We start from the raw sequence: 723 nt of genomic DNA on the forward strand, positions 1-723 counted from the left end.
GTCCAGGATCACGTCAACACCGCGGCCGCCGGTGGCGGCCTTGGCTTCAACGACGAAATCCTGCTCGCGGTAGTTGATCACGACGTCAGCACCCAGCGCCTTGCAAGCCTCGGCCTTCTCGGCGCTGCCGACCGTCACCAGCACCCGGGCACCCAGCGCCTTGGCGATCTGGATGGCGGTCACGCCGATGCCGCTGCTGCCGCCGTGGATCAACAGCGTCTCGCCCGGCTGCCATGCAGCGCGGTCGAACACATTGGCCCAGACGGTAAAGCAGGTCTCGGGCAGCGTCGCGGCCTGAGCCAGCGTCCAACCCTTGGGCACCGGCAGGCATTGCCCGATCGGCGCCGTGCACAGCTCGGCATAGCCGCCGCCATTGACCAGCGCGCAGACCTTGTCGCCCAACTTGAAGCCATGCGCCGCCAGAGCCTCGGAGTCACCAGCGACGATCTCGCCCGCAACTTCCAACCCCGGCAGATCGCTCGCACCCGGCGGCGGCGGGTAGGCACCCTTGCGCTGCAGCACATCCGGGCGGTTGATGCCCGAAGCTGCGACGCGGATCAGGCACTCACCCGGGCCCGCGACTGGATCCGGCCGTTCGGCCAGCTCCAGCACCTCGGGCCCGCCGGGGCGGGTGATCGCGATGGCTTTCATCGCTCTCGCAATTACTCTGCGGCGGGCGGCGTGTGGTCAGCGGCCGGCATCGGAGCAGCTTCACGCTCGGGA

At 69.2% G+C, this 723-nt stretch carries 1 protein-coding gene; it reads right to left on the bottom strand.

Going from position 1 to position 723, the window contains the following annotated elements; genetic code table 11:
- Nucleotides 1-651 (bottom strand): NAD(P)H-quinone oxidoreductase (locus AC1DU6_RS33960; protein ID WP_477862805.1); only part of this gene is annotated, 651 nt, incomplete at its 3' end.
- Nucleotides 652-723: the final 72 nt, after the last annotated feature.

The sequence above is a fragment of the Roseateles sp. P5_B10 genome (assembly GCF_056400485.1).